23 protein-coding genes and 1 pseudogene are annotated in these 23,714 nt (G+C 66.6%); 4 read left to right on the top strand and 20 right to left on the bottom strand.

Going from position 1 to position 23,714, the window contains the following annotated elements:
• Positions 1–20: 20 nt before the first annotated feature.
• From EKK97_RS24105 to gshB, 3 genes are read right to left on the bottom strand one after another with little or no spacing between them, the layout of a single operon-like run.
• On the bottom strand, positions 21–221 hold the full coding sequence (locus tag EKK97_RS24105; RefSeq protein WP_236551333.1) for an energy transducer TonB: 201 nt from the start codon (positions 219–221) through the stop codon (positions 21–23).
• Entirely contained in the window at positions 221–928 is a 708-nt protein-coding gene (locus tag EKK97_RS24100) for a hypothetical protein (protein WP_236551332.1), read from the bottom strand. The genes EKK97_RS24105 and EKK97_RS24100 overlap by 1 nt, the downstream gene beginning before the upstream one ends.
• Before the next feature lie 34 nt (positions 929–962).
• Entirely contained in the window at positions 963–1,940 is a 978-nt protein-coding gene (gshB, locus tag EKK97_RS00225; RefSeq protein ID WP_159547846.1) for a glutathione synthase, read from the bottom strand.
• Positions 1,941–2,123: 183 nt separating this feature from the next.
• On the opposite strand from gshB, the gene EKK97_RS00220 reads away from it, so the two are divergent.
• Positions 2,124–2,669 (top strand): VOC family protein, encoded by a 546-nt coding sequence (locus tag EKK97_RS00220; protein WP_159547844.1) that lies wholly within the window; start codon positions 2,124–2,126, stop codon positions 2,667–2,669.
• 20 nt (positions 2,670–2,689) lie between these two features.
• On the opposite strand, the gene EKK97_RS00215 is transcribed toward EKK97_RS00220, so the two are convergent.
• The 13 genes and pseudogenes from EKK97_RS00215 to EKK97_RS00155 form a co-directional block, all read right to left on the bottom strand.
• Complete coding sequence (locus EKK97_RS00215) at positions 2,690–3,436, bottom strand: CvfB family protein (protein ID WP_234287058.1); 747 nt, start codon at positions 3,434–3,436, stop codon at positions 2,690–2,692.
• Between the two features lie 106 nt (positions 3,437–3,542).
• Positions 3,543–5,119 (bottom strand): annotated as a pseudogene (locus tag EKK97_RS00210) (aldehyde dehydrogenase (NADP(+))).
• Positions 5,120–5,164: 45 nt separating this feature from the next.
• Positions 5,165–5,920 (bottom strand): FadR/GntR family transcriptional regulator, encoded by a 756-nt coding sequence (locus EKK97_RS00205; protein ID WP_234287060.1) that lies wholly within the window; start codon positions 5,918–5,920, stop codon positions 5,165–5,167.
• A 45-nt stretch (positions 5,921–5,965) separates the two neighbouring features.
• Positions 5,966–6,763 (bottom strand): NAD-dependent epimerase/dehydratase family protein, encoded by a 798-nt coding sequence (locus EKK97_RS00200; RefSeq protein ID WP_159547840.1) that lies wholly within the window; start codon positions 6,761–6,763, stop codon positions 5,966–5,968.
• Between the two features lie 26 nt (positions 6,764–6,789).
• On the bottom strand, positions 6,790–7,653 hold the full coding sequence (locus tag EKK97_RS00195) for an amidohydrolase family protein (protein ID WP_159547838.1): 864 nt from the start codon (positions 7,651–7,653) through the stop codon (positions 6,790–6,792).
• Between the two features lie 4 nt (positions 7,654–7,657).
• The gene (locus tag EKK97_RS00190) at positions 7,658–8,794 is read right to left on the bottom strand and encodes a mandelate racemase/muconate lactonizing enzyme family protein (RefSeq protein ID WP_159547836.1); all 1,137 of its coding nucleotides are present in this window, start codon (positions 8,792–8,794) and stop codon (positions 7,658–7,660) included.
• Between the two features lie 34 nt (positions 8,795–8,828).
• Complete coding sequence (locus EKK97_RS00185) at positions 8,829–10,109, bottom strand: TRAP transporter large permease (RefSeq protein ID WP_159547834.1); 1,281 nt, start codon at positions 10,107–10,109, stop codon at positions 8,829–8,831.
• Between the two features lies 1 nt (position 10,110).
• On the bottom strand, positions 10,111–10,650 hold the full coding sequence (locus EKK97_RS00180) for a TRAP transporter small permease (RefSeq protein WP_159547832.1): 540 nt from the start codon (positions 10,648–10,650) through the stop codon (positions 10,111–10,113).
• Between the two features lie 59 nt (positions 10,651–10,709).
• Positions 10,710–11,702: a TRAP transporter substrate-binding protein gene (locus EKK97_RS00175; RefSeq protein WP_159547830.1), complete on the bottom strand. Its 993-nt coding sequence runs from the start codon at positions 11,700–11,702 to the stop codon at positions 10,710–10,712.
• 49 nt (positions 11,703–11,751) lie between these two features.
• A complete protein-coding gene (gene kdgD / locus EKK97_RS00170; protein WP_159547828.1) occupies positions 11,752–12,669 on the bottom strand; it encodes a 5-dehydro-4-deoxyglucarate dehydratase in 918 nt (305 codons plus the stop codon).
• Between the two features lie 176 nt (positions 12,670–12,845).
• The gene (locus EKK97_RS00165) at positions 12,846–13,577 is read right to left on the bottom strand and encodes a 16S rRNA (uracil(1498)-N(3))-methyltransferase (protein WP_159547826.1); all 732 of its coding nucleotides are present in this window, start codon (positions 13,575–13,577) and stop codon (positions 12,846–12,848) included.
• An 11-nt stretch (positions 13,578–13,588) separates the two neighbouring features.
• Entirely contained in the window at positions 13,589–14,116 is a 528-nt protein-coding gene (secB, locus tag EKK97_RS00160) for a protein-export chaperone SecB (protein WP_159547824.1), read from the bottom strand.
• 38 nt (positions 14,117–14,154) lie between these two features.
• The gene (locus tag EKK97_RS00155) at positions 14,155–14,577 is read right to left on the bottom strand and encodes a rhodanese-like domain-containing protein (protein ID WP_159547822.1); all 423 of its coding nucleotides are present in this window, start codon (positions 14,575–14,577) and stop codon (positions 14,155–14,157) included.
• Positions 14,578–14,899: 322 nt separating this feature from the next.
• Here EKK97_RS00155 and gpmI point away from each other — a divergent pair, with 322 nt between their 5' ends.
• The 3 genes from gpmI (at position 14,900) to EKK97_RS00140 (ending at position 19,036) form a co-directional block, all read left to right on the top strand.
• Positions 14,900–16,468: a 2,3-bisphosphoglycerate-independent phosphoglycerate mutase gene (gpmI, locus tag EKK97_RS00150; RefSeq protein ID WP_159547820.1), complete on the top strand. Its 1,569-nt coding sequence runs from the start codon at positions 14,900–14,902 to the stop codon at positions 16,466–16,468.
• A gap of 25 nt (positions 16,469–16,493) precedes the next feature.
• A complete protein-coding gene (locus EKK97_RS00145; protein WP_234287062.1) occupies positions 16,494–17,657 on the top strand; it encodes a murein hydrolase activator EnvC family protein in 1,164 nt (387 codons plus the stop codon).
• A 74-nt stretch (positions 17,658–17,731) separates the two neighbouring features.
• Positions 17,732–19,036: a S41 family peptidase gene (locus tag EKK97_RS00140; protein WP_159547818.1), complete on the top strand. Its 1,305-nt coding sequence runs from the start codon at positions 17,732–17,734 to the stop codon at positions 19,034–19,036.
• 41 nt (positions 19,037–19,077) lie between these two features.
• On the opposite strand, the gene EKK97_RS00135 is transcribed toward EKK97_RS00140, so the two are convergent.
• The 4 genes from EKK97_RS00135 to EKK97_RS00120 all read right to left on the bottom strand — a co-directional run bounded on the left by EKK97_RS00135 (position 19,078) and on the right by EKK97_RS00120 (position 23,662).
• Entirely contained in the window at positions 19,078–20,325 is a 1,248-nt protein-coding gene (locus tag EKK97_RS00135) for a UbiH/UbiF/VisC/COQ6 family ubiquinone biosynthesis hydroxylase (protein ID WP_159547816.1), read from the bottom strand.
• Between the two features lie 75 nt (positions 20,326–20,400).
• Entirely contained in the window at positions 20,401–21,612 is a 1,212-nt protein-coding gene (gene ubiH / locus EKK97_RS00130; protein ID WP_159547814.1) for a 2-octaprenyl-6-methoxyphenyl hydroxylase, read from the bottom strand.
• 77 nt (positions 21,613–21,689) lie between these two features.
• Positions 21,690–23,027, bottom strand: a complete 1,338-nt coding sequence (pepP, locus tag EKK97_RS00125) for a Xaa-Pro aminopeptidase (RefSeq protein ID WP_159547813.1) — start codon at positions 23,025–23,027, stop codon at positions 21,690–21,692.
• Between the two features lie 59 nt (positions 23,028–23,086).
• Entirely contained in the window at positions 23,087–23,662 is a 576-nt protein-coding gene (locus EKK97_RS00120; RefSeq protein WP_159547812.1) for a UPF0149 family protein, read from the bottom strand.
• Positions 23,663–23,714: the final 52 nt, after the last annotated feature.

Here is a 23,714-nt window from a genome sequence, read left to right as displayed (position 1 = left end):
CACGGTACGCGTCGTTCCCTTTAGCGCACGCCAAAATGATTACCTTGCCCGAACCGCCAGACGCGGGTGATGGAGAGGCTGTCCAGCTCGCCCATGGCGCTGTCGAAGGGCCGGTAGGGCCCGGCTCCATGCACGGTATCGAGTGCCGCCTGATCGAGTTCGGTATGTCCTGAGGATTGTACCACCTCCGCCTGGCGAAGCTGACCATCTCGTCCGATCACTACGCGAATGCGCAGCTGTCCATGCAGATGGCTCGGGGCGGGATGAACCCGGTTGCCGTAATCCTCGACGCGGCGGGTCCAGTCATGGATATAGCGTGCCTCGGCGGCCCGCTGGGCGGCGGAACGCGGTGTGTCGCCAGCTTCGCCCGCGAGGTTGGCATCGAGTTCCTGCTGACGGATGCTGCTGGTGGCCTGGGCCAGCAGGTCGCGCCCCGATGTCGAAGGTGCTGTGGCAGCCGGCTCCGCCGGTGATTCCTCCGGCGGGGGGCGCTTTGCGGCTCCGCCTGTGGCTGGGCTTCGCTCTCCTCGGCGGCTTCGGCAGGCCCCTCCTCAGCCACCTCGGGTTCGTCAGCGGGCCGTTCGGCCGACGCGGCCGGCGCCGCACTGCTATCCGGCGCCTCGAGGTGCGGCAGCTCGTCGATAGGTACCGATCGCTGTTCGGCGGGAGCCTCCGCAGTCTCTTCTTGGCCGGCGGCCTCCTGGTCCGTATCGGCAATGGCCTCCACCTCGACCGGCTCCTCGGCAGGTCGGGTTACCAGCACCACGTCCAGGCTGGTGCGCTCCGCGGGCATCGGCGTGAACTGCCAGCTTGCCACTATCCCGATCAGCAGCAGGTGCAACAGCAGCGCAGCCGACAGCGCCAGCCAGCGCCGGTAGGGTCGCGTGACCGGAGCGCAGCGGATGGAGTCGCTGATCGAGGCCGCCATGAACGGAGCCCAACCTCCCCTTGCCTTATCTGCGTTACGAACGCTGCGCCAGGCGCCGCTCGATGGCATCCATCAGCAGGCCGGCGATATCGGTGCCGCGCTGGTCGTCGATCTCACGCACGCAGGTGGGGCTCGTCACGTTGATCTCGGTGATGTAGTCGCCGATCACGTCGAGCCCCACGAACATCAGCCCCTTCTCACGGATCATGGGTTGCACCTGCTCGATCAGCCAGTGGTCGCGTGCGGTCAGCTCGCGGCTGACGCCGGTGCCGCCGGCGGCCAGGTTGCCACGGGTCTCACCGGCCATCGGCACCCGGGCCAGGCCGTAGGGTACCGGCTCGCCGTCCACCAGCAGGATGCGGGTATCGCCGTCCTTGATCTCGGGGATGTAGCGCTGGGCCATGATCTGGCGCTGGCCGCGTTCGGTCAGCGTCTCGATGATGGCTCCCAGGTTCCGCCCCTCGGGCTGCACGTGGAAGATCCCGCTGCCGCCCATGCCGTCCAGCGGCTTGAAGATCACGTCCCGGTGCTCGGCATGGAAGGCGCGCAGTACCGACTCGCTGCAGGAGACCACCGTCGGCGTGCAGCACTGCGGGAACTGCTGGGCGAACAGCTTCTCGTTGCATTCCAGCAGCGCCCGTGTGGGATTGACCACCAGCACGCCCTCGCGTTCCGCGAAGCCCAGCAGGTGCACGGCGTTGAGGAAGTGCGCGTCGACCGGTGGGTCCTTGCGCATCAGGATCACGTCGAGCTCGGCCAGCGGGCGCTCCTCCGGCGCCCCCAGCGCGTACCAGTCGTCGGGGTTGCGGAAGGCGGCGAGATCGCGCATACGCGCGTGAGCCCGGCCATCGCGCAAGTAGAGATCCTCCTGCTCCATGTAGTGCAGCGACCAGCCACGCTCCTGGGCCGCCCACAGCATGGCCAGGGTAGTGTCTTTCTTGTAGGTGAGGTGGGCGATGGAATCCATCACCACGCCCACGCGCAAGGATCGTTCGCTCGTCAGTTGGCTCATTGGCAGCGTTCCATCGTGATGCGGGAAATGAGCGCAGTATGACCCAGGGCTTCCGGCAACACCAAGGCAGCTTGACAGGGCACACCAAGCCCCTCTATTTTGGTTTCAAATGAAACTAAAATAGAGGCTAAAAAAGCCCACGCAGGACCCTGGCGCTCCTCCGGCCACCCTACGAGACCCACCATGATCGATATCCAGCAGATCCACCACGTCGCCTACCGCTGTCGCGACGCCAAGGAAACCGTCGAGTGGTACCAGGACAAGCTCAACATGGAGTTCCTGGTCGCCATCGCCGAGGATCGCGTGCCCTCCACCAAGGCGCCCGATCCCTACATGCACCTGTTCCTGGATGCCGGCAACGGCAACATCCTGGCCTTCTTCGAGCTGCCCAACTCGCCCGAGATGGGCCGCGACCCCAACACCCCGGAGTGGGTGCAGCACATCGCCTTCCGCGTCGCCGACGAGGCCGCCCTGCTGTCGGCGAAGGAGCAGCTCGAAAGCAAGGGGGTGGAAGTGATCGGCCCCACCGAGCACGGCATCATCCGCTCGATCTACTTCTTCGATCCCAACGGTCATCGCCTGGAGCTGACCTACGTGAAGGGCACACCGGAGCAGATGCGCCAGCTCAAGGAAGTGGCGCCGGCGATGGTCGAGGAGTGGTCGAAGACCAAGCGCGCGCCAAAGCATGCCGCCTGGCTGCACGAGGAGGAGTTCAAGGCGCTCGACTGAGCGCCCCGACCGGCAGCCGGCTAGCCCGGCTCGGTGGTGGTCCCCGGCACCAGGCGGATACCGTGAGCCTCGATGACGATCAGGCGTCGCTTGTAGAGCCGCCCGATGGCCTGCTTGAAGGCGTTCTTGCTCACCCCCAGGCGCGCCTTGATCGCCGAAGCATCGCTGCTGTCGGAGAGCGGCAGGTAACCACCGCTCTCGCGCAGCGCCTTGAGCACCTGCTCGCCCACCACGTCGAGACGTGCCGGCCCCGGCGGCAGCAGCGAGAGGTCGAGCCGGCCGTCGTCGCGCACGCGCTTTACGTAGCCCTTGGCCCGCTGCCCACGGCGCAGCGGCCGGGTGACATCGTCGCGGTAGAGCAGCCCCCAGAAGCGATGATTGACCACCGCCTTGTAGCCGAGGTCGGTGGCGTCGGCGACGATCAGCTCCACCTCGTCGCCCGGCGCCAGCCCCGTTGCCTCGTCCTGTACGAAGCGGTCGAGCTTCTGTGACGCCACCGGTCGCCCTTGCTGGTCCTCGTAGAGCCGCACCAGCACCCGCTTGCCCGGCGTGGGGCGGAAGCGCTGCTCGCCGAAGGGCAGCAGCACGTCGCGCGCATGGCCCCAGTCGAGAAAGGCACCGGTCTCGTTCACCGTGACCACCTCCAGGTAAGCCACCTCGCCCACCTGGGCCTTGGGCGTGCGCGAGGCGCGTTCGCGCTGACGGTCCGATGAGGGCCTTGGAGAATTCGGGCGACCCTGACGACGGTCGTTGGGAGGAGAGGCCATGCATAGCTCCACAGGTGGGTAGGGAGCCATTATGGCAAATGCGGGAGAAAAAAGGCGGCCCGAAGGCCGCCAAAGGTTCCAGGGAGATAGGTAAGAGAAGGTGGCGTTAACTTTCTCGTTGGCCGTCGACCAGGCGTGTCACCCCCAGGGATTGCCGTCACGCAGTACCTCGGGCAGCAGGCCCTGCGGCAGCGCCTGGTAGCACACCGGACGCAGGAAGCGGAAGATCGCCGCGCTGCCCACCGAGGTGGTGCGTGAGTCGGAGGTGGCCGGGTATGGGCCGCCGTGGACCATGGCGTGGCATACCTCGACCCCGGTGGGCCAGCCGTTGGCGAGGATCCGCCCCGCCTTGCGCTCGAGGATCGGCAGCAGGGCTTTTGCCGCGTCCAGGTCACCGTCGTCCATCTGCAGCGTGGCGGTGAGCTGGCCTTCGAGCTGCGAGGCAACTTGGCGCATCTCGTTCTGATCCGCGCACTCGATCACCAGCGAGGTGGCGCCGAACACCTCCTCCTGAAGCTCGGGATCAGCGAGGAAGTCAGCCGCCGTGGTGACGAACAGTCCCGCCTGGCAGGAGTGAGCCGATTCACCGACCTGGCCACGCGCCGCTTCGCGTACCTTGCTGTTAGAGGAGAGCCGGCCCACGCCCTGCTCGTAGGCGTCATGGATGCCCGGGGTGAGCATGGTCTGGGCGGCGCTGCCTGTCATGGCATCGCCCGCCGCCTCGACGAAGGCGTCGAGCTCAGGGCCCTTCACCGCGATGACCAGGCCCGGGTTGGTGCAAAACTGTCCGGCGCCCATATTGAGCGAGGCAACGAAGCCCTCGGCGAGCGTCGCCCCGCGAGCGCGCAGCGCCTCGGGCAGCAGGAACACCGGGTTGATCGAGCTCATCTCGGCGTAGACCGGGATCGGTTGGGGGCGGGCCTGGGCGGTTTTCATCAAGGCCGTGCCGCCACCGCGGGAGCCGGTGAAGCCGACGGCTTGAATGCGCGGGTCGGCGACCAGGGCCTGGCCGATCTCGTTGCCCGAACCGAACAGCAGCGAGAACACGCCTTCCGGCAGGTCGCGTTTCTCGACGGCGCGCTGCACGGCACGACCGACCAGCTCGGAGGTGCCAGGGTGGGCGGAGTGACCCTTGACGATCACCGGGCAGCCGGCGGCCAGCGCCGAGGCGGTATCGCCGCCGGCCACGGAGAAGGCCAGCGGGAAGTTCGAGGCGCCGAACACGGCGACGGGGCCGAGCGGAATGTGGCGCTGGCGCAGGTCGGCGCGGGGCATCGGATCGCGCTCGGGCAGGGCCGGATCGAGGCGCAGGTCAAGCCATTCGCCGGCGCGCACCACCGAGGCGAACAGGCGCAGCTGGCCGCAGGTGCGGCCGCGCTCGCCTTCGAGGCGCGCCCGGGGCAAGCCGGTCTCGGCAATGGCGCGCTCGATCAGTTCGTCGCCGATGGCCTCGATCTCGCTGGCCACGGTTTCGAGAAACGCCGCACGCTGCTCCAGCGTCGTCTCGCGGTAGGTGCCGAACGCCGCCTCGGCCAGCGCACAGGCGCGCTCGACCTCGGCCTGGGTGCCGCCGGCATAGGTAGGCGCGAGCTGCTCGCCGGTGGCGGGGTTGACGGCGTGGATGGGCGTGGAACTGCCGCTGACGGCCTCGCGGCCGATCAGCATCTTGCCTTGCGGGGTCATGATGGCTCCTGTCTTCCGGTATCGCATGGCCAGGAGAGCCGCCGTTCAGGCTTCCTGGTACTTGGCGTACATGGTCCGCGCGCGGTTGAGATGCTGGTACATCATCTCACGCGCTGCCTCGGGATCGCGGGCCAGGATCGCCTCGAGAATGTAGGTATGTTCTTCCTCGACCCGGGCGAGGTATTTGTCGGTGGCCGCGGTGTTGATCTCGATGCTCATCAGCTTGGCGCGAGGAATCACACCCTGGCTGAGCTGTTCATAGAACATCTTGAAGAAAGGATTCTTGGTGGCGGCGGCGATCGCATAGTGGAATTCGTAGTCTTCGACGCGCGCCTGGGACTTCGCCGCACGCGCCTCGATGAAGGCCGCATGCTTCTCCACGAGGGTGTGTTCGTCCTCCTCGTCGTGCCGCTCGGCGGCCAGCGCCGCCGCCGCCGGCTCCAGGTTGAGCCGCAGCTCGAGCACGTGCAGGATGTCCTCCACGGTGGTCGGGCTGATGCGTTTCGCCGGCATCGCCTCGACGCTGGTCGAGCGCAGCACGGTGGTGCCGACGCCGCGGCGCGTCTCCACCAGCCCCAGCGACTTGAGATGGGTGATGGCCTCGCGGATCACCGTGCGGCTGACGCCGAAGACGTCGCACAGCCCGTTCTCGGTGGGCAGCTTCTCACCCACGCCGATCCCTCCGTTGACGATCAGCGCCTCGAGCTGGTCGGCGACATGCACAGACAGGCTGCCTTCGCGTGAAAGCTTCTGGACTTTCAGTTGCTTGAAGTCGGCCGTGATATCGGATTTATCTGCCATATCGCCATCCATCGGTCATGGTTCGTGGTAAGGGTAGACGGCCCCTCAATCGTCGGGGTGCCCGGAGCTGGCAAAGGATCCGCCCTGGTAGATGACCGCCGGATCCGTGGGATCGAGATTCGCGTCGAGCGCTTCCATCTCCTCGCGCCAGGGCGCCGAGCTGTCCTTCGGCATCCAACCGAGAAAGGCGGCCTTGCTGTTGTCCCACCAGCGTTCGGCATTGTTCGAGAAGCCGTAGACCACCGTGCAGCCCAGGCGCGGGGTGACGATGGCACGCTGCACCAGGCCGATGAAATCCTCGGCACTGAGCCAGATCGCCAGTTTGCGCGTGTCGGTGGGCTTGGGGTGGCACCAGCCGATGCGCACGCTGAGCGTCTCGACGCCGAACTTGTCATGATACAGGCTGGCCAGGTCTTCGCCGAAACACTTGGTCACGCCGTAGAGCGAGTCGGGCCGATGCGGCACCGTGGTGTCGATGCGCTGCGTGCGCTCGTAGTACCCCGTGGTGTGGTTGGAGCTGGCGAAGATCACCCGCGGCTTGCCGTGCCGGCGCGCCGCCTCGTAGAGGTTGTAGGTGCCGACGATGTTGGCCTGCAGCAGGCTCGCCCAGGGTTTCTCCACCGATACGCCGCCCAGGTGGATGATGGCGTCGCAGCCCTGAACCAGCTCACCCACCGCCTCGGCGTCGGCGAGATCGCACGGCACGAGTTCTTCGTGGCTGGCCGCCTCGCCGAGGTCGGCGATGTCCGACAGCCGCACCATGCGTGCCAGCTGCGCCAGGTGAGGCCGGATGATGCGGCCCATGCCGCCGCCGGCCCCCGTTACCAACAGTCGATCGATCATGCATGTTCCTCCTTCGAACAAAGGGTTCAGAAGCCGTACAGGGAAGCGGGGTTATCGACCAGGATTCGGCGACATGCCTCGGGCCCGGCCCAACCGAGCAGCACGTCGAGCTGCTCGGCATCATCGGGATAGCGCTCGCGCGGCACGCCGACGTGGGGCCAGTTCGAGCCCCAGATCACCCGCTGCGGGGCATGGGCAATGACACGACGGGCAATTGCCCCCACGTCCTCGTAGCGCGGCCCTCCGACTGTGCTGGTCTCGTAGCCGCCACACAGCTTGAACCAGGCGTTGCCGCGATCGAGCAGCCGCAGGATCTCGTCGACCCGGCGATCGTCCGCCGGCACCGGCGGCATGAACTTGCCGATGTGGTCGATGATGTAGTCGCCTTCGAGGCGCTGCAGGCCATCGAGATAGTCGTCCAAGTGCTGGCCGTTGAACTGCACCATCAGGTGCCAGCCCAGCGGGCGCACCAGGCGTTCGACTTCGAGCATGCTGGCATGAGTCACGGCGCCGCCGGGCAGGTTCATGATCCGCGCGCCGCGTACGCCCAGGGCATGCCATTCGCGCAGCGTTGCCTCGGCGGTGCCGGGAGCCACTGCCGCCACGCCGCGCGCCGTTTCGGTTCCCAGCTGACCAAGGGCTTCGAGCAGGGCGCCGTTGTCGAGCTGATAGGCGTTGGACTGGGTGACAACGACGCGCTCCAGCCCCAGGCGCGCCTGTACTCGGCGGTAATCCTCGACCGTTGCCAGCTCGGCGATGCCGGGTCCGCCGGGCTGGGCCGCGAAGCCCGGCAGATAGAGGTGCATGTGGCAGTCGGTGGCGCCGGGCGGCGCGGCCAGCCGCGGCAGCGGACCGTCCAGCGGCCGGGTATTGGCGGGTATCGCGTTCACGTGGTCATGCCTCTACGAGGGCGAAGCGGGCGAGCGCCTCGCGGTCGATCTCGATACCGAGCCCGGGCCCATCCGGTATCGCCACCACGCCCCGGTAGTGTTCGATGGGGGTGGTCACCACCGCCTGGCGGAAGGGGTTCTCGGTGCGGTCGAACTCGAGGATCGGCTCGAGTGGGTCGCGCCGCGGCGGGTTGGGCAGCAGTGCGGCCATGAACTGCAGGCTGGCGGCCAGGCATACCGCGGTGCCCCACACGTGCGGTACCAGGCGCACGCCGTGCAGCGCCGCCATGTCCGCCACCCGGCGAATCTCTGTGAAGCCGCCGACGCCGCAGATGTCGGGCTGGATGATGTCCACGGCGCGGGTCGCCAGAGGTTCGTGCATGGCATAGCGGCCGTGCCAGGTCTCGCCGCCGGCCACCGGGATCGGCTGGTCGGCACGCACCGCCCGATAGGCCGAGACGTGCTCGGGCAGCACCGGCTCCTCGAACCAGTCGATGCCGAACTTCGCCGCCCGACGGCCCACTTCGACGGCTTCCAGGTAGTCGTAGCCATGATTGGCGTCGATCATCAGACGCATGTCGGGACCGATCGATTCACGCACCGCCTCGATGACGCGCAGATCCTCCTCGACGCCGAAACCGATCTTGATCTTCACCGCATGAAAACCCTCGTGGCGGTAGCCCGCCACCTCGCGGGCGTTGTCCTCGACCCGGTCCACACCCGCACGGCGGAACGAACCGGTGGCGTAGGCCCGCACGCTGTCACGGAAGCGGCCGCCGAGCAGGGTCGAGATCGGCACGCCGAAGCGCTTGCCCTTGATGTCCCACAGGGCGATGTCGATGCCGCTCAGGGCGGTCACGGTCAGGCCGCGCTGGCCTTGGTCGCGCAGTCGGTTGTAGAGCTCCAACCAGAGCTTCTCGGTCTGCAGCGGGTCCTGGCCGATCAGCGCGGCACTGTAGGCCTTGACCACCGCCGCGTTGGGCTGGGCCGGCCCCAGGCACTCGCCCCAGCCAGTGGTGCCGTCGTCGCAGACGATCTCGACCAGGCAGTGCTGGCGCCGGGCGAAGTGCATCGAAGCGCTCTCAAAGGTGGTGTCGAGCACGTGGTCGAGGATATGGGTGTGTACGGCTGCAATTTTCATCATCGAGTCCGTTACGGTTCGGTCGAAAGGGTGCTCAGCGGAACAGCGCCGGCAACGACAGCGAGACGGCCGGCACGTAGGTCACCAGCATCAGGGCGACGAACAGCGCCAGGTAGAAGGGCCAGATGGTGCGCACGGCCTCTTCGATCTTGATCTTGCCGATCACGCAGCCGACGAACAGGCAGGCCCCCACCGGCGGCGTGCACAGCCCCAGCCCCAGGTTCATCATCATGATGATGCCGAACTGGATCGGATCCATGCCGAACTGCATCGCCACCGGCAGGAAGATCGGCGTACAGATCAGGATCAGTGCCGCCATGTCCATGATCATGCCAAGCCCCAGCAACAGCAGGTTGAGCAGCAGGAAGATGACGATGGGCTTGTCGGAAAGCGCCATCAGCACGTCGGTCAGCAGCAGCGGCACGTTGTAGAGCGCCAGCAGGTAGGAGAACGCCGAGGCGCAGCCGACCAGGATCATCACCAGTGCAGTGGTCTTCACCGACTGCAGCACCGCCGCCTTGAACGAGGCCCAGCGCAGCTCGCGGTAGACCAGCGCGGTGACGACGATGGCATAGATGGCGCCGAAGGCCCCGGATTCGGTCACGGTGAGAATGCCCGACAGCACCCCACCGACGATGATCACCGCCGTGAGCAGCCCCGGCAGGGCCGCGGCCAGGCTAATGATCAGCACGTCCCAGCCGGGAAAGGTCTCACCCCGGTAGCCGCGTTTCACCGCCACCAGGTAGGCCGCCACGGCCAGCGTCAAACACATCAGGATGCCCGGCACGATACCGGCGATGAACAGTTGGGTGACCGAAATGCCACCGCCAGCCGCTACGGCATAGAGAATCATGTTGTGGCTCGGGGGGATCACCACGCCGGCGACCGAGGAGGTCACCGTGACGTTGACGGCATAGTCGGCGTCGTAGCCCTTCTCTTTCATCACCGGCACCAGGATCGAACCAAGCGCCGAGGTATCGGCCACGGCCGAGCCAGAGATGCCGCCGAACAGCATCGAGGAGCTGACGTTGACGATGCCCAGTCCGCCGCGCATCTTGCCTACCGCAGCGGACGCCAGGCGCACCAGGCGGGCGGAGATCCCGCCGTGCAGCATCAGCTCGCCGGCAAAGATGAAGAACGGAATGGCCAGCAGCGAGAAGACCGAGATCCCCGACAGGATGCGCTGGAACGCCACGAACAGCGGCAGCCCCTCGTAGAGGAAGGTGGCCACGGCGGCCAGCCCCACGGCGAAGGCCACGGGGGCGCCTGCCACCAGGCCGAGAAAGAAGACACCGAACAGAATGGCCAGGCCCATGTCAGTTACCCTCGTTGGATGCGTTAGCGGTAATTCGCGACACGATATTGGCCACGGAGAACAGCACGATCAGCACGCCGCAGATCACCAGGGGCGCGGCGCGCCAGCTCTCGGCGAGGCGGATCATCGGTATCGCCCGCTCCAGGTTGGCCATCACCAGGCCCCAACCCTGGTAGGCCATGAAGGCGCCGAAGGCGATGACGAAGAGATCGGCGACATAGCGAAAGACCGTCCTGAAGGGCTCGGGCATGCCTTCGCGCACGAAGTCGATGCTCAAGTGGGAATTTCCCCTGACCCCGGCCGCAGCCCCCAGGCAGGTGATGTAGACCACCAGCAGCAGGGCAGCCTGCTCGACCCAGGTCGGCGTGTTGTTGAGTACGTAGCGGCCGAACACCAGCCAGCCGAAGATGGCGATGAGGAAGACGAGCATGACGCCCGCCACCGCCAGGCAAAGGTTGGCCAGGCCATCCAGTAACTTGCCGGTGATTTTCTTCAGGCGGGGAAGCGTCACGGCAGCCTCGACATCGACATAGGTTCTCATGGGCATAAGCCTCCTTCCCCCTCGGCGCGCATGGCGCCAAGGGGGCATTGCAGCGAAGCTCAGTTCGAGTTCCGGATGGCGTTGACCAGGCTCTCGAGGTCGGGATTCGCCTCGATGAAGCCCGCATAAACCGGTCCCATGAGCTGCTGGAAGGCGGCCTTGTCCTCTACCTCGTTGACCTGGACGCCAGCGTCCAGCACGACCTGGCGGCTCGCCTCGGAGCCCTCGACCCACAACTCACGCTGCATGGCCGAGGCCTTGATCGCCTCCTCGCGCACGATCTCCTGGTCCTCGGCGGAAAGCGCCTCCCAGCTCGCCCTGGCAATGCACAAGCACTCGGGAATGATCAGGTGTTCCGTGAGAGAGTAGTACTCGGCGGCCTCGTAGTGGTTGCTGGATTGGAACGAGGGATAATTGTTCTCCGCCCCGTCGAGCACGCCGGTCTTCAACGACTGATATACCTCACCATAGGCCATTGGCGTCGCGTTGCCGCCCAGCGCCTCGATCATGTCGACGTAGAGGTCGTTGTTCATGACCCGGATCTTCAGCCCCTGCACGTCCTCGGGCGTGTGGATGGGACGCTTGGTGTTGTAGAGGCTACGCTCACCGGAGTCGAACCAGGAGAGGGCCACCAGGTTCTTCTCGGCGAGGGCCTCGGCAAACTGCTGGCCGATCTCGCCATCCATCACCTCGTGCATGTGCTCGACGCTGCTGAAGATGAAGGGCAGCGAGAGTACGTTGGTTTCCGGCACGATGGGTCCCATCGGTCCCATGTTGAAGTTGGCGAAATTCAACACCCCGCTGCGGGTCTGCTCGATAGCATCGGGCTGGTCGCCAAGCACGCCGTTGTTGTAGACCTGCGCCGTGATGCGCCCTTCGGTACGCTCGGTCACGTTCTTGGCAAAGGCCTCCAGCGCCACGGTGTTGGGATATCCCGGCGGGTGAATGTTCCAGCCGCGCCAGGTGTCGGCCTGCGCCGGCAGCGCCATGGTCACCAGGGTGGCGGTAGCGGCAATTGCATAGAACGTCTTGGTTGTTGAGGTTGTTTTCATGACGTGCTCCTCGCTGTTTTTCTAAGGTATGAGCTTGTGTGGGTGGTTCTTACAACTGCTGAGCGATGCCGACGAGTTTTTCCAGCTGATTACGCTCCTCCGAAGTGGGCATGACCAAAGGTGCCCTGACACTACCGGCCGGACGGCCGATGATTTCCGCGCCCGCCTTGATCAGGCTGACGGCATAGCCTGGCTTACGATCCCTGAGATCGACGAAGGGAATGAAGAAGTCTTGAGTAATGCGTTTCACGACCTCGGCATTTCCCGCGCGCAGTTCCCGATAGAACTTGACGGCCATGTCCGGCACGAAGTTGAACACGGCGGATGAATAGGTATTCACCCCAATGGCGAGATAGGCTTCGGCGAAGATCTCCGCGGTGGGCACGCCGCCCACATAGACCAGCCGGTCGCCGATGGTCTTGATGATCCTGTTCAGCGCCTGGATGTCGCCCTTGCCGTCCTTGAGACCGATCAGGTTGGGGCAATCGTTGGCCAGTTGGCGGACCGCCGCGACATCGAGCACGCCGTTGCCGCGGTTGTAGTAAACGACATTGAGCGCGGTGGCATCACAGATCGCGCGCGCGTATGCCACCAAGCCATCCTGGGGGCATTCGGTGAGGTAAGGCGGCATCAGCAGGACACCGTCGGCACCCGCCTCTTCGGCCGCCCTGGCGAAGAGCTTGCCGCTGGCAACGCTCAGGCCCGCGCTGGCGATGACCGGTAGTCTACCAGCGACGGTTTCCACGGCCACACGAACCACATCGCGGTACTCTTCGAGCGTGAGGTTGAAGAACTCCCCCGTGCCGCCGGCGACGAATACGGCCGAGATATCATGGCTGATGAACCACTCCAGACGACGACGGTAACTGTCCGCATCGAACCGCCCCTCCTTATCGAAATCGGTAATGGGGAAAGACAGCAATCCATCGCCCAATGCTTCCATTACGGCTGCTCTGGAAAACTTCACGAAGACACCCTCTTGTTCATGCATCGACCCGTTGGAAGGCAACTTCAGTCCGGTAGAGGAGCCCCTATCGCCTTCGTTTGTCATACATCATACAACTTAAACGGGAACGCAGAAGCGCACAAGCCGGCTCTCGGCCAACAGCGACTAAAGTTCAATGCATCTTGTGAGGTGGGGAATCAGCGCAGGTCGCCGAAGCGGTGCTGCAGCAGGGACAGCGCCACCACCGGCGCGGTTTCGGTACGCAGAATGCGCGGGCCGAGGGAGAGCGGGGAGAAACCTGCGGCCGTGGCAGCCTCGACTTCGGCGGAAGAGAGGCCGCCCTCGGGGCCGATCAGCAGCGCGGCATCGGCGGGCGGGTCGACCTGCTCGAGCGCTCTCGCCGTGCCCGGGTGCAGCACCAGCCGCAGCGCCTCGTGGCGCTCGTCGAGCCATTCGGCCAGCGGCCTAGGCGGATGCACGGTGGGCACCACGGCGCGACCGCACTGTTCACAGGCGCTAGCGGCCACCGCCTGCCAGTGGGCGTGCTTCTTTGCCTCGCGCTCGCCCTTGAGGCGCACGTCGCCGTGCTCGGTGTAGAGCGGCGTGATGGCGGCAACACCCAGCTCGACGGCCTTCTGGATGGCATAGTCCATGCGGTCGCCCTTGGAGATCGCCTGGCCCAGGTACACCGCCAGCGGCGACTCGCCGCGGCCCGCCTCCACCGCCTCGATGCGGGCCACCACGCGCTTGCGCCCGGCCTCGACGAGTACCGCGCGGGCCTCCAGGCCGGCACCGTCGAACAGCCGCACCGGCGCGCCTTCGCCCAGGCGCAGCACCCGCGCCACATGACGTGCCGGCCCTTCGGGTAGAACGACGTCGCCGCCGACACTGAAGTCGGCGGCGACGTGAATGCGCGGGCCGGTCGACACGCGACGCGCCCTTACTGGGTGGTTTGCTCGCCCTGCTGCTGGGCCTGCTCGGCCTCGCGCTTCTTCTTCTGGGCGAAGATCGCCTCGAAGTTGACCGGCGCCAGCATCAGGGGCGGGAAACCGCCGCGGTTGACCAGGTTGTCGATGCACTCCCGGGCGTAGGGGAACAGTACGTTGGGGCAGAAGGCCCCCAGGGTGTGCTCGAGCTGGGCACCCTCGATACCGCTGATGCGGAACAGGCCGGCCTGCTCGATCTCGGCCAGGAAGGAAGTTGTGCCCTCCTCGCTGTGACGCACTTGCGCGGTCACCTTGATCGACACTTCGTAGAGGTCTTCGCCGACTTTCTTGCTGCTGGTATTCAGGTCCAGGCCGACCTTGGGCTTGAACGGCTGCTGGAATACGGCGGGCGAGTTCGGCGCCTCGAAGGAGATGTCCTTGACGTAGATACGCTGAACGGCGAACTGGAGCTGTTGCTTGTTTTGCTGGCCCGCGGCGGCCTGGTTGCCGCCGGCGGCGTTCTGGCTGTTCTCATCGGCCATGGGAAGATTCCTCTTGCGTCGTGCGTCTTGTGTATTGGCTACTTCTTGACCACCGGCAGGCCGTCGGCCTGCCACTGCATCATGCCGCCCTTGAGCTTGAAGACCCGCGTAAAGCCGGCCTTGGTCAGCTTGGCCACGGTAATGCCCGATGCCTGGCCGCTCTTGCAGACCACGATGATCGGCTTGTCCTTGACCTTCTCGAGCTCGCTCATGCGATCGTCGATGCGGCTCTGGGGGATGTTGCGTGCACCGGCGATATGGCCGGCCTTGAAATCATTCGCCTCGCGGGTATCCACCACCACGGCATCCTCGCGGTTGACCAGTTGGGTCGCCTGGCTGGACGACACGCCGCTGGCGGCACTGTTGCGGACCTCGTAGATGATCCAGGCGGTCAGCACCATGAGGAAGGCGCCCACCAGAAGCGGGTGATTCTGCACGAATTCGAACAGCTGATCGATCATGGGTCCGGCACACTCTTTGTCGGAAATAGCGAGAATATCGGTAGGGTAGGGCACCCGGAAGGCGAGAGTATACACCAATGCCGAAGCACCGCGGCATGGGACCGCCAGCGTTTTGCCGGAACCATGACGCTCGCCTGACCGTGCGTTATGATGCCGCAAGCCGACTCAAGTCGCGACCCCGTCGTCCAGGTGCTTGTCCCGTGCGGCCCTCGAGCGACTCAGGAAGACCCGCCGCCCATCGCCGCACTGGCGAATCGGCCGAGGACAGCCCCCCGGACGGCCCGATGTCGCGCCCATCATGCTCAAGAGGCTCATTACCCCAATGACGACTCAGACCGCCCCACGCCCCGTTGCGCTGATCATTCTGGATGGCTATGGCCATAACCCCGATCCCACCGACAACGCCGTCGCCGCGGCTCGCACGCCGAACATGGATCGGCTGTGGCAGGAGCGTCCCCATGCCCTGCTGCACACCGACGGCAAGTACGTGGGCCTGCCCGAGGGGCAGATGGGCAACTCCGAGGTCGGTCACATGAACCTGGGCGCCGGCCGGGTCGTGTACCAGGAACTCACCCGCATCTCCAAGGCCATCGAGGACGGCGACCTCGACACCATCGCCGCGCTGACCGATGCCATCGATGCCGCCGTGAGCGCGGGCCGCGCCGTTCACCTGCTCGGCCTGCTCTCTCCCGGCGGCGTGCACAGTCACGAAGACCACATCCTGGCCATGGCCGAGCTGGCCGCCCGCCGCGGCGCCCAGCGCATCTACGTGCACGGTTTCCTCGACGGCCGCGACATGCCGCCGCGCAGCGCCCTGCCTTCCATCGAGCGCACCAACGCCCGTCTCGCCGAGCTGGTCGGGGCCGACAACGGCTTCGTCGCCTCGATCGTCGGCCGCTACTTCGCCATGGACCGCGACAACCGCTGGGATCGCGTCGAGAAGGCCTACCGGCTGCTCACCGAGGGGGTGGGCGAATACCAGGCCAGCAGCGCCGAGGAGGGCCTGCGTGCCGCCTACGATCGCGGCGAGAACGACGAGTTCGTCACCGCCACCGTGGTGCGCAACGGCGAAGGGCCGGCGGCCATCGGCGACGGCGACGCGGCTATCTTCATGAACTTCCGCGCCGACCGTGCCCGCGAGCTGACCCGCGCCTTCGTCGAGGATGGCTTCAACGGCTTCGAGCGTCGCGTGCGCCCGGCGCTGGCCGGTGGCAGCCTGGTCACCCTGACCCAGTACGCCGCCGACATCCCCGCCCCGGCCGCCTTTCCGCCGGCCGACCTGCACAACACCCTGGGCGAGGTGATGGAAAGCCGCGGCCTGACCCAGCTGCGCATCGCCGAGACTGAGAAGTACGCTCATGTCACCTTCTTCTTCTCCGGCGGCCGCGAGGCCGAATTCGAGGGTGAGACCCGTGTGCTGGTGCCCTCGCCCCAGGACGTCAAGACCTACGACGAGAAACCCGAGATGAGCGCCGTGGAAGTGACCGACCGCCTGGTGGAAGCGATCGACTCGGGCCGCTACGACCTGATCGTGTGCAACTACGCCAACGGCGACATGGTCGGCCATACCGGTGACTTCGACGCCGCGGTCAAGGCCATCGAGGCGGTTGACGCCTGCGTCGGCAGGGTGGTGGAGGCCATTGAGCGTGCCGGCGGTGCCTGCCTGATCACCGCCGACCACGGCAATGCCGAGCAGATGGTCAACCCCGACACCGGTGTGACCCAGACCGCCCATACCACCTTCGAAGTGCCGCTGATCTACGTCGGCCCCCGCTCCGTCAAGCTGCTCGACGACGGTTGCCTGTGCGACATCGCGCCGACTCTGCTGACGATGATGGAGCAGCCGATTCCCGAGGAGATGACCGGCCGGGTGTTGATCGAACCGGCATGACCAGCGCTTGCGAGCCCGTGCAACCATGAGTCGGACCCGGTGGCGCTACCCATTGAGAGCCCTGCTGGTGGCTCTCGCCATGCTGCCGGGGCTGATCGGGGCCAGTGCACTGGCCCAGCCCAGCGAGCAGGAGGCCCAGGAGCGTCTCGACGCCATCGGCAGCGAGATCCAGGCGCTCAGCCGCCGCCTGGGCCAGACCCGCGAGGCCCAGGACGAGGCCACCCAGGCGCTGCGTCAGGTCGAGACCGCCCTCGCCGAAACCCATGCCCGGCTGGACGCCATCCAGGCCGACCGCCGCCGGCTCAGTGACGAGATAGAGACGCTCGAGTCTGCCCGCGACGCACTGCGGGCCGAACGGGCCGAACAGGTCGAGGCACTCAACGTGCAGTTGGACGCGCTTTATCGACTGGGGCTCTCCCCGCAGCTCAAGCTGCTGCTCAATCAGGACGACCCGGCACGGCTCGACCGCCTGCAGACCTACCTCAACCACCTGGCCCGCGCCCGCAACGCGCGGCTGGACGAGATCGCCCGGCTCGATGCCCAACTGAGCGAGAACCACCGCGAACTGCAGGCGCGCGGCGAACGAATGGGCGCCCTGGCCGACGAACTCGCCGCGCGCAGCGCCGAGCTTGCCGAGCGCCTGGCCGAGCGTGAACGCCTGGTCGCGGAGCTGGACGCACGCTACAGCGACGAGCAGTCGCGCCTGGCACGCCTCAACCGCGACCGCAGCGAAGCCGAGCAGGTGCTGGAGCGTGTCCGCGAGGAGCTCGCCCGGCTGCAGCGCCCGCCACCCTCCACCGCCATCGAGCGCACCCGGGGCGATCTGCCCTGGCCGGTACAGGGCAACGTGACCTCGAACTATCGGCGCGGCGACGGGGTGCACTACAACGGCATCCTGATCGAGGCCCGGGAGGGCACACCGGTACAGGCGGTGCATGCCGGGCGGGTGGTCTTCGCCGACTGGATGCGCGGCTTCGGCAACTTGCTGATCATCGATCATGGCGACAACGTCATGACCCTTTATGCCCATCTGCAGCAGTTCGGCACCGGCGTCGGCCAGGCCGTCTCACGGGGTGATACCCTGGGTACGGTGGGCAAGAGCGGAGGCCATACCACGCCGGCGCTTTATTTCGAAGTTCGCCGTAACGGCGACCCCATTGACCCACAGGCCTGGATTGCACGGAGATGACGATGACAGGGATTTCACAAGCCCGGGGCCTCGGGCTATGCTGGTCAGCCTCGCCTCGTAACAGCGGAGTTCGCATGCCCTCACGTCCCGCCCGCCTACTGTCCGCTCCCCGACGATCGATGGCCGCTGTGCTGGCGACGGCGCTGCTGGCGCTGTCCCTCATCGCCCCGCCGGCCTCCGCCCAGGCGACTCCGCCCGCCGATACGCTGCCGCTGGAAGACATCCAGACCTTCGCCGAGGTGTTCGAACGGATCAAGCGCGCCTATGTGGAGGAGGTCGACGACAGTACCCTGCTACGCAACGCCATGCGCGGCATGCTCAGCGAACTCGACCCGCATTCGGCTTACCTCGACCGCAGCGAGTTCCAGAGCCTGCGGGAGTCCACCGAGGGCGAGTTCGGCGGCATCGGCATCGAGGTCGGCCTCGAGGACGGTCGCCTCACGGTGATCACGCCGATCGACGACACGCCCGCCTCGCGCGCCGGCCTGCAGGCCCGCGACGTCATCCTGGAGATCGACGGCACTCCCACCGAGGGCCTTTCACTGCAGGAGTCCGTGACCCTGATGCGCGGCGAGTCCGGCAGCAGGATTCAGCTGACCATCCTGCGCAGCGGCGAAGATGCCCCGCTCGACGTGACCCTGACCCGTGAGATCATTCGCACCGAGAGCGTGCGCAGCGAGATGCTGGAGCCGGGCTATGGCTACCTCCGTGTCAGCCAGTTCCAGAGCCGCACCGGCGAGCAGGTCAACGCCGCCATCCGTCGCATGGAGCGTGACGGGGCGCTGCAGGGCCTGGTCCTCGACCTGCGCAACAACCCGGGCGGCATACTGCAGGCCGCCGTCGCCGTGGCCGACGCCTTCCTCGAAGGGGGTCTGGTGGTCTACACCGAGGGACGCCTGCCCGATACCCAGATGCGCTTCTCGGCCAGCCGCGAAACCGCGGCTCCCGACGTACCGCTGGTGGTCTTGATCAACGGCGGCAGTGCTTCCGCCGCGGAGATCGTCGCCGGCGCGCTCCAGGATCAGCGCCGCGGCGTGATCATGGGTACCGAGAGCTTCGGCAAGGGCTCGGTGCAGCAGGTGATGCCACTCGGCAACGGTGAAGGGCTGAAGCTGACCACGGCGCTCTACTACACGCCCAATGGCCGCTCGATCCAGGCCATGGGCATCGAGCCCGATGTCGCCGTGGTGCGCGGCCGGCTCGAGGTCACCGAAAGCAGCCGTCAATTGCGCGAGGCCGATCTCGAGGGGCACCTGCGCTCACGCAGCGAACCGCGGGTTTCCACCGAGATGGCCGAACGCCTGCGCGAGGACTACCAGCTCGGCGAGGCGCTCAACCTGCTCAAGGCACTGAACGTGCTGGAACGGCGGGATAGATGACGCGCTTCGCGCCCCGGCCGCTGACACAGCCGGGGCGCGGCTCAGCGGCAGGATACCGGTAGCTGGCCACGTTCGCCGATTGCCTGGCGCATGAGCAGTCGCTTGAGCGGCACCAGCCGGTCGACGCCGGCAAGCCCCAGGTTGCGTGCCAGCGTCAGCGTCGGGTGGCGGGTACCGAACAGCAGGCGAAAGCCATCCATCAGCGCCAGCATGGCGGCATTGTCGCCGCGACGGCGACGAGCGTAGCGCACCAGCATGCGCACCTCGCCCAAGGGTATGCCTCGCCGCCTCGCGACGAGCACCTCTTCGGCCAGCACCGCCACGTCCATCAGCCCCAGGTTGACGCCCTGTCCCGCCAGCGGATGAATGCTATGCGCCGCATCGCCCACCAGGGCGAAGCCCGGTGCTACGTAGTGCTCGGCATGGCGCTGGGTCAAGGGCACCGCCAGGGCACGATCGACCACTTCCACCGCCCCCAGGCGCGCCTCGAAGGCCGCTTGCAGCTCGCGGGCCAGCCCCTCGGGAGCCAGCGCGACCAGTCGCTCGGCCTCTTCCGGCGAGGTCGACCACACGATGGAGCAGTAGCGCTCATCGCCATCCACCGTCAGCGGCAGGAAGGCCAGCGGACCGCTTTCCCGGAACACCTGGCGCGCCACGCCGCCGTGCCCGCGCTCGGTGCGCACCGTGGTCACCACCGCCACATGGCCGGTATCGTGGGCGTGCACCGGGATGCCCGCCATCTCACGCAGCGGCGAGAGCGCCCCATCGGCCGCCACTACCAATGGCGCCGAGAGGCGACGGCCATCGTCGAGTTCCACCACGCGTCCCGCAGGCCCCGCTTCCAGCCCCGTCACTCGCGTGCCGAGCTGCACGGCAACCGTGGGCAGCTCGGCCAGCGATCGCTCCAGTGCCGCCAGAATGACATCGTTCTCGACGATGTGGCCCAGTAACGGCACGCCGGCCTGTTCCGCCGAGAAGCCCACTTCACCGCTACCCTCGCCATCCCACACCTGCATGAAGCGATAAGGCGTCACCCGGCGCTCCGCCATCCAGGACCAGGCTTCCAGGCCTTCCAGCAGCCGCTGGGATACCGGAGTCAAGGCGCTGACCCGCATCGCCGGCAAGCCACGCCCCACCCGGTCGGCGGCGACCGGCTCGGGGCGGGCGTCGAGCAGGGCCACGGCCACCTCCGCCCGACCCAATAGCGCAGCCAGGGCGGCACCTACCATGCCGCCCCCCACGATGATGACTTCATAGTGCGCCGTCGGCCGTTGCGCCGTTTCCGTCATTGTTCACTCCCTCGCCCATCCATCACCCGCCGAGATATCGGCGCGTGTCGCCGATACATCCGCCGCGGCGTTATTTCAACGTTCCAGCCCCATGGCACGGCGCGCCAGCCCTCGGCGCAGCGGGCCGATGAGGTTGAGCCCCACCAGCCCAGCGGCGCGGGCGTGGGCCAGCAGACCGTGATCAATGCCGAACAGCCGTATCAGACCGTCGCTGAAGCGAATCACTTGATGCCTATCGACGATACGCCTGGCCTCGAAGTCGCGCAGCGTCAGCATGCCGCCGAACGGCTGGCCATCGGCGATGGCCTGCTCCAGAGCCGCGACCAGATCGGTCACGCCGCGCAGCGCCAGGTTGAACCCCTGACCGGCCACAGGGTGCAGCGAGTGGGCGGCATTGCCCAGCACTGCCAGCCCCGGTCGGATGGTTTCCCGGGCGGTGACCAGGGTGAGCGGGTAGGCATGGCGGCTGCCGACGCGCCGAAAGCGCCCGGCCCGATCGCCGAAGGCACGCTGCAACTCGGCCAGGAAATCGCCGTCGCCGAGCGCCAGCCGCGCCTGCTCACGCCCTGCGGGGTGGGTCCAGATCAGCGCCATTTGCTGGCCCGGCAGCGGCAACAGGGCAATGGGGCCCTCGCGAGTGAAGCGCTCGTAGGCGACGCCGTCGTGCGGATGGCTGACCTCGACGTTGGCGATCAGCGCGACCTGATCGTAAGGCGTCGCATCGCTGGCGATGCCGAGCTGCTCCTTGAGCCCCGAGCGACCGCCGTCGGCCAGCACCGTCAGACCGGCCTGCAGCGTACAACCGTCGGAAAGCGAGAGGCGATACCCTTCCTCCGCGGTGTCGATCGCCTCCACGCTGGCAGGGCAGTGCCACTCGACAGGCAACTCGGCCAGGCGGCGGTGCAGTACGCGCCCCATCCAGGCATTGGAAATCACATAGCCCAGCGCCGGCTGGTCGAGCTCGGCGGCGGTGAGCCGGGTTACCCCCAGATGCCCCTTTTCGCTCACATGGATGTGATGGATGGCCGCGGCCTGCTCGGACATCGGCTCCCATAGCCCCATGGCACGAAAGCGCTCAGCCGAACCTTGGGCGATGGCACTGGAACGCGCATCGAAGCTGGGCTGCCAGGGCGTACTGGCACTATTAGTCAAGGGCGCGGCTTCCACCACCGCCACCTTGATGCCGTGGCGCTCGATCAGCGGCGCCAGGGCACAGGCCAGGCTGGCCCCCACCAGGCCGCCGCCGACGATGGCAATGTCCACCTGATGCGTACCGGCCGCCGTCATGAGGCCAGACCCGTACTACAGTCCAGCGTTTCGTAACGTAAATTACGTAATAGCATGAAGAAAGCGTCCTTCACTGGTTACTCGCTAGCCATCAACGCCACGATATCCGCCACGCGCTTGGGTACGTCGGCGGTCAGCACCTCGTGCCCCTCGGCGGTTACCGCCACGTCATCCTCGATACGGATACCGATACCGCGAAACTCGGGCGCGATGTCCTCGTCAGGTGGGATATACAGGCCAGGTTCCACCGTCAGCACCATGCCCGGTTCCAGCGGTCGCGGCTCACCCTGGAGGCGATACTCCCCCACGTCGTGAACGTCGAGCCCCAGCCAGTGCGACGTCGAGTGCAGGTAGAAGCGCTTGTAGCTCTCGTCCTCGATGCGCGCCTCGACCTTGCCTTGCAGCAGCCCCAGACGGATCAGGCCGGCAGTGAGATCACGTACCACGCCATCATGGATTTCGGTAAGGGTCGCGCCGGGGCGAACTGCCTCCACGGCACGCTCCTGAGCCGCCAGCACCAGCTCGTAGAGCGCACGCTGGGCATCGCTGAAGCGGCCGTCGACAGGAAAGGTGCGGGTAATGTCCCCGGCATACAGCTCGAACTCGGCCCCAGCATCGATCAGCACCAGCTCGCCCTCGCGTAACGGCTTGTTATTCTCGATGTAGTGCAGCACACAAGCGTTCGCGCCGCCACCTACGATACTGGCGTAGGCCGGCCCGCTGCCGCCGTGCCAGCGAAACTCGTGCTCGAGCTCCGCCTGAAGGTGGTATTCGGCAAGGCCGGGGCGGGCGGTGCGCATCGCACGCAGGTGCGCCAGGGCCGAGATGCGTGCCGCATGGCGCATCAGGGCGAGTTCGTGTTCGCTCTTGATCAGCCGCTGTGCATGCAGCAGCGGCGCCAGGTCGGCATAGCTGCGCGGTGGAAGGGCACCGCGCCGCACCCGCGCGGCCAGGCGCCCGCGCACGTCATCGGCCAGCGCCATGGCTTCGGTATCGTCGAGCATCAGGTAAAGTGTCGTGCGGCCGTCGAGCAGCGTCTCCAGACGCGCGTCGCGCTCGCCATTCTCGTAAGCCTGATCGACACCGTGCTCGCGCACGGCCCCCTCGGCCCCCAGTCGAATACCGGTCCAGGCTTCCAGGCTGGGGTTACGCTCCTGGCAGAACAGCACACTTTCACCTTCGGTGCGTCCCGGCAGCAGCAGTAGCAGGGCGTCGGGCTCGGGAAACCCGGTCAGGTAGTGAAAATCGCTGTTCTGGCGAAAGGGGTAGTCGCTATCACGCGAGCGGGTGACGAGCCCGGCACCGAGCAGCAGCACAGCGCTGTCTTTCGGCAGTTGCCGCATCAGTGCCGTCCGGCGGGCACGGTATTCGTCGTTGCCGATAGGGGCGGGGCGGGGCAGGGGATCGGGCAGCATCATGGCTCCTTGCGTGCTACGGAAAAAGGAATCTTGGGCTTGGGCAAGGCCTGGACTTCCTAATGCTGGATGGGCTCGCCGCTCTCTACCTGCGGCTGACCGGGGTGCTGCTCGGTGTACAGCAGCATGGCAGCCATGCGGGCATGCTCAGTCAGCGCGAACAGGTCGTTCTCGTTCTCCGCGTTGTCCTCGAGATCGGTCTCCATGCCGCCCAGCGCCTCGAGGTCCTCGATGGCCTCGCGCAGCGCCTGCGACCAGCCTTGGCGCGGCTTGTCGCCGGCATCCTCGATCACCTCGAGAAAACCGAGCGTCCACTCCTGCAGGCCCCGAGCCCGCTCGGCCAGCGAGAACAGATCGTCGGGCAGCAGCGGCTCGTAGTTGAGGGCGGCATCGGCAAGGGCATCCAGGGTCTGGCGGCGCCAGGCCAGCAGCGCCTCGCCGCTCTCGCGATCGCGGGGCTGCTCGATGCCGAGCCCATGACAGACCTCTTCCAGCCAGGCTTCGGCGGTGAGATCGTGAAGCGCCAGCTCGGCGCACAGGCGGCCGTCGAGAAAGGCGGGCGACTGCATGCTGCCGTGGGAGAGGAACAGATCGGCAATGGTGGAAAAGTCCGGGCGGTCTTCGGTCGTTGACATGCAAGAACCCCTAGGTCGGATTGCGGTGAATGTCCTCCTGCGAACGGCGCTG

It is taken from the genome of Billgrantia tianxiuensis, from assembly GCF_009834345.1.
GTDB classification, from domain to species: domain Bacteria; phylum Pseudomonadota; class Gammaproteobacteria; order Pseudomonadales; family Halomonadaceae; genus Halomonas; species Halomonas tianxiuensis.
This window is presented reverse-complemented; position numbering and strand designations above follow the sequence as displayed.

Coding starts and splice junctions, on each gene's coding strand:
- EKK97_RS24100 (WP_236551332.1), bottom strand. CDS start 928: ATGGCGGCCTCGATCAGCGACTCCATCCGCTGCGCTCCGGTCACGCGA.
- gshB (WP_159547846.1), bottom strand. CDS start 1,940: ATGAGCCAACTGACGAGCGAACGATCCTTGCGCGTGGGCGTGGTGATG.
- EKK97_RS00220 (WP_159547844.1), top strand. CDS start 2,124: ATGATCGATATCCAGCAGATCCACCACGTCGCCTACCGCTGTCGCGAC.
- EKK97_RS00215 (WP_234287058.1), bottom strand. CDS start 3,436: ATGGCCTCTCCTCCCAACGACCGTCGTCAGGGTCGCCCGAATTCTCCA.
- EKK97_RS00205 (WP_234287060.1), bottom strand. CDS start 5,920: ATGGCAGATAAATCCGATATCACGGCCGACTTCAAGCAACTGAAAGTC.
- EKK97_RS00200 (WP_159547840.1), bottom strand. CDS start 6,763: ATGATCGATCGACTGTTGGTAACGGGGGCCGGCGGCGGCATGGGCCGC.
- EKK97_RS00190 (WP_159547836.1), bottom strand. CDS start 8,794: ATGAAAATTGCAGCCGTACACACCCATATCCTCGACCACGTGCTCGAC.
- EKK97_RS00185 (WP_159547834.1), bottom strand. CDS start 10,109: ATGGGCCTGGCCATTCTGTTCGGTGTCTTCTTTCTCGGCCTGGTGGCA.
- EKK97_RS00180 (WP_159547832.1), bottom strand. CDS start 10,650: ATGAGAACCTATGTCGATGTCGAGGCTGCCGTGACGCTTCCCCGCCTG.
- EKK97_RS00175 (WP_159547830.1), bottom strand. CDS start 11,702: ATGAAAACAACCTCAACAACCAAGACGTTCTATGCAATTGCCGCTACC.
- secB (WP_159547824.1), bottom strand. CDS start 14,116: ATGGCCGATGAGAACAGCCAGAACGCCGCCGGCGGCAACCAGGCCGCC.
- EKK97_RS00155 (WP_159547822.1), bottom strand. CDS start 14,577: ATGATCGATCAGCTGTTCGAATTCGTGCAGAATCACCCGCTTCTGGTG.
- gpmI (WP_159547820.1), top strand. CDS start 14,900: ATGACGACTCAGACCGCCCCACGCCCCGTTGCGCTGATCATTCTGGAT.
- EKK97_RS00145 (WP_234287062.1), top strand. CDS start 16,494: ATGAGTCGGACCCGGTGGCGCTACCCATTGAGAGCCCTGCTGGTGGCT.
- EKK97_RS00140 (WP_159547818.1), top strand. CDS start 17,732: ATGCCCTCACGTCCCGCCCGCCTACTGTCCGCTCCCCGACGATCGATG.
- EKK97_RS00135 (WP_159547816.1), bottom strand. CDS start 20,325: ATGACGGAAACGGCGCAACGGCCGACGGCGCACTATGAAGTCATCATC.
- ubiH (WP_159547814.1), bottom strand. CDS start 21,612: ATGACGGCGGCCGGTACGCATCAGGTGGACATTGCCATCGTCGGCGGC.
- pepP (WP_159547813.1), bottom strand. CDS start 23,027: ATGCTGCCCGATCCCCTGCCCCGCCCCGCCCCTATCGGCAACGACGAA.
- EKK97_RS00120 (WP_159547812.1), bottom strand. CDS start 23,662: ATGTCAACGACCGAAGACCGCCCGGACTTTTCCACCATTGCCGATCTG.